This is a genomic window from Desulfoplanes sp. (assembly GCF_054921335.1).
Window position 1 is genome coordinate 1 of the sequence record NZ_JBUDSQ010000140.1, and the last position, 3,777, is coordinate 3,777.

Below are 3,777 nucleotides of genomic sequence, written 5' to 3' on the forward strand. Positions count from 1 at the left end.
GCCTCATTGCGGGGCACTCCCCTCCTGTAGGGAGCATCGGGGACACCTGGATGGAAAATTCTTAAAAATAAGCAGAAATTTAATAGGTTGACAAAAAAAATCAAGACAAAAAATAATTCAGAATGTCATACAAATATTGCAAACAATTTTAACAGGCAGGTATTGCAGAACTCCATTACCAAAATTCTCTCTATCCAACTTGCAAAATGCGAAATTCTGCGCAGTTTTTCGGTGTTCATGCTAAAAATCTGCCGGAAAGCACAGCTTCCCGGCAGATTTTATCATTAGCTCAATTCCCTGGCAATGATTTGCATTTTTTCCGTTATCTCCCGAAACGTCTGTGCGATCCGGGCCCTGTTCTTATTATCACGGAACTCAAGAGGGACCTGGGCTTCATCCTCAGGTATCCCCCTGTGTCAGGGAAGTTGGCGATTTTGCTAACAGCGGAGCACGGGGCCTCGAAACAGGAAATCCTCGACCCCAGATGGGATGATATTGATTTTGATCTTGGGGATAGCGGATATATCGGCTTTTATCGGACAAAGAACGAAGTGCAGCGGATGCATCCGCTTCAGATGGAAAGGACACGGGAAGCCCTTTTGGCGAGAAGGAAGTATCTTGCGAAATATCGAAAAATCGCGGTGGAAGAGGTGGACGGATATGTGGTCGGCCACCCGGACGGTCGTCCGATGCTGGATATCTGTTCAGCATGGAGGACAATCCGGAAAAATGCCGGGATGCCGGAATTCCATTTTCACGACCTCAGGCATATATTCTGTACCAACCTGATATTTTCCGGCAGGACTCTCCCGCAAACCCAAAAGCTCATAGGACACAAGACGGCCAAGATGACGGAACGATACTCACATTTCGAAATCATGGAAGAATTCACGGGCTTCAGGGATCTGTCTCAGAGATACAAGACCGGCGCGTAGGCTAGAAATAAGCTAGAAAACGAAAAAAAGCCGTCTAAAAGACGGCTTTTTTCATCGGCATTCAAGGGATTTGGTGAAGCATACTAAGCGTTTAATGGTGGAGCTGAACAGGATCGAACTGTCGACCTCTTGATAGCCATTGTTGGACCACTTTTAAAGTGGGTCACGGATTTTTACACCGTCAAGTGGTAGCAATTCGTGGTGGACCAGATCCATCCTGGTTCGGTTCCTCAAATGCAAAAATTTTAAATTTTCTACATCAATAAAAAAGGATGATGATCAATCCTGCATGCAGGAATCTTTTTTTCTCTGATCAGATGCTCCTGCAAAAAGTCGAAAACCGGGGCTCAAGCTTAAAACCATATTTTTTAACAATTTGATTTTACTTAAACTTTCAACTTAAACATTAACCCTGCCTGCAATTTTTTTTTGCAGGCACATCTGATCAGAGGAGCGTGTACTTTTTATTCAGCTCTTTCAGGCGAACAGCCGTTATGGTAAAGATGTACTTCATGAAGGGGTAGAGTATTGTTTTGGGAAGACGCATGAGATCATGTTCGTTGTACTGAAAAAGATAGCACTCTTCCATAGCGATGACATTGGCAGAACGTGTCTCATGGAGCAATGCTCCCATTTCGCCGAACACATCCCCGGCATTGAGCATTGCAAGGGTTTTTTTGTTTTTAAACACTCTGAGTTTTCCACGAACGAGCAGATAAAATTCATCTTCATACTCCCCTTCAGAGATGACCATCTGACCGGGAGTGATCCGGAGCCACTTTCCTTCCTGGACTATCTTCAAGAGTTCCTCGTCATTGAACAGGGAAAAAAACGGCAGATCGTGCAAAAGTGGCAGGTAGCTTTCATCAAAAATCATGACGCCTTCCTCGTTGTTTGGTGGCAGGTAGGCCGATTCTGCGGGGTCATCCAGCGAAGGACTCTGTCCGACAAAGCCTCACGGCCGATGTGTCGAGCTGGACAAAAAAGTTCTCCCCCAACCTGGGTGCAAGCCGGGTCAATCCGTTACAAGTCATCAGCACCGGAATACGCAGATTCCCGTTTGCAAGCAACAGATAATGCATATTGCATCCGTTTTCCATACGTTCCAGGGTGGACTCCAGGGTGGACTCCCCATTCTCCGAACTCGGTTCGTTCCGGTACATACGGACGGCCTCGGGACGCATGGCCAAAGTAACCTTTTCGCCGATCTCGGCTTTATCCGATGTGTAAATGTCTGCTCCATCAACCCGGATAAGACTTCCTCCTGCATCAGTATCAACGACCACGCCGGAAAATCGGGTGGCGCCCACAAAATCGGCGATCTGCGGTGTTGAAGCTTGTTGAAAAACATCTTCCACAGTCCCGAATTGATGCAGCATACCCTCACTGAAAAAGGCCACCTTTGCGGCCAACGACCACGCATCGTCCAGATCATGGGTTATGTGTATCACGGATGTTCCCGTCCTGGCGATGATCTCCCTGAGCATCCCCCGGATTTCTCTGCGCGTACTCGGATCGAGGGCGGAGAACGGTTCATCCATGAGCAGGAGCTTGGGTTCCACCACGAGCGAGCGGGCAAGTCCACATCGAAAAGCAATGTAATTATGGGTAAATTGCCATAAGAGCAGAGGCTATCCCCGCCACCATGACGTGCAACCAATGGGGCCCGGACATTCCAGCCCGGGCCCCATTGGTTGCACATAACACAACGGAACTATTCAGGTTCGTTTCCAACTATCCGGCAGACGTAAAAAAACCGGGCCCTCTTTGATCGTCATCCACGGACCTGATCTTGATCCGGGAGTGTGGGACCAAGGATGTGGATAAAAAAGGGTGATGCAGCGCCGGATCCTGGGGGTCCCTGACCAGTTCCAAGAACTGACGTGTTTGCTGGTACCCCGTCAATCCTCGAACACCGCATACCCGATTGTTTCTCCGTAGTGCACTTCTTCGCTGTCCAGGGATTGTTCTTCGTCGATATGGATGCCGGCCATTGTATTGGTCAGCAGCCTGCAACGCACATTCGCCGGGTTCTCTCCGTTGAATGTTTGCATCCCGCCCAGCAAGACCGGGGGGACCGAGTATTTTTGCCCAAAAAGGAGGTCATATCCAATGCTTGTCACCGTCATCGGTGTGTTGACCACCTCGAACCGTTTCCTGTTGACCACACCGCTCGATGGTTCCCAGGCGACAAAGCCCACGGTCTCGCTTCCATGGAGCTGATCGGCGGATTCCTCCTCCTGGAGTGTGCAGGAAAATCCGAGGTTGGATATCCCGGACAATCGGACCACACATGGAGACGGGTCGTTTTGCGTGACCACTGCGGTTAAAATTACGGGAGGTTGGTTGAAGACAGAGCCGAACTGGATATCCCTGGCTCCCCCAGCCGGGGATGTTCCAAAGGTACCCGCCTGGATCATGGTTCCATCATCCAGGACATACTCGCCTTTCTCCATGACCATGTACCCAAGGTCTTCCCGTCCGTGAGCATTGTCTTGGTACGCCCATTCCTGAATACGGATATCGCACCCATCGGGACCGAGATTATGTATCCGCACGGTAGCGGGGTCCCCGTCCCCGTGTCCGAGAGGCCCAACGGTCACTACCGGGGAGGTGTATGTCCTCTGGAAATCGATATGGGCCAACAAGGAGTCGATATCCGCTGTTCCGGTCTCGAAGACAATGTTGGTCATGCTTGGCTCTGTTGAATTGGCGTCCCCAGGATCGAACCCATCCGGGATTTCGGAACCGTCAAGATCCCAGTCGTCATCCGAATCAGGATCCAGAAGGTTGATCAATCCGTCGCCGTCAAGATCCTGATTCCATGCATCCCCCCAATAGG

General features: G+C 49.9%; 4 protein-coding genes. 1 reads left to right on the forward strand and 3 read right to left on the reverse strand.

What is annotated here, in order from left to right; translation table 11 throughout:
• The first annotated feature begins 206 nt into the window (after positions 1-206).
• Positions 207-935 (forward strand): site-specific integrase, encoded by a 729-nt coding sequence (locus ACY692_RS14440; RefSeq protein ID WP_462326080.1) that lies wholly within the window; start codon positions 207-209, stop codon positions 933-935.
• A gap of 445 nt (positions 936-1,380) precedes the next feature.
• Here ACY692_RS14440 and ACY692_RS14445 read toward each other — a convergent pair whose 3' ends face one another.
• From ACY692_RS14445 to ACY692_RS14455, 3 genes are all read right to left on the reverse strand, one after another.
• A complete protein-coding gene (locus ACY692_RS14445) occupies positions 1,381-1,812 on the reverse strand; it encodes a cyclic nucleotide-binding domain-containing protein (RefSeq protein WP_462326081.1) in 432 nt (143 codons plus the stop codon).
• A gap of 46 nt (positions 1,813-1,858) precedes the next feature.
• Positions 1,859-2,500 (reverse strand): ATP-binding cassette domain-containing protein, encoded by a 642-nt coding sequence (locus ACY692_RS14450; RefSeq protein WP_462326082.1) that lies wholly within the window; start codon positions 2,498-2,500, stop codon positions 1,859-1,861.
• A gap of 336 nt (positions 2,501-2,836) precedes the next feature.
• Positions 2,837-3,777 (reverse strand): hypothetical protein (locus tag ACY692_RS14455; protein ID WP_462326083.1); only part of this gene is annotated, 941 nt, incomplete at its 5' end.

Coding starts and splice junctions, on each gene's coding strand:
- ACY692_RS14440 (WP_462326080.1), top strand. CDS start 207: ATGCGAAATTCTGCGCAGTTTTTCGGTGTTCATGCTAAAAATCTGCCG.
- ACY692_RS14445 (WP_462326081.1), bottom strand. CDS start 1,812: ATGATTTTTGATGAAAGCTACCTGCCACTTTTGCACGATCTGCCGTTT.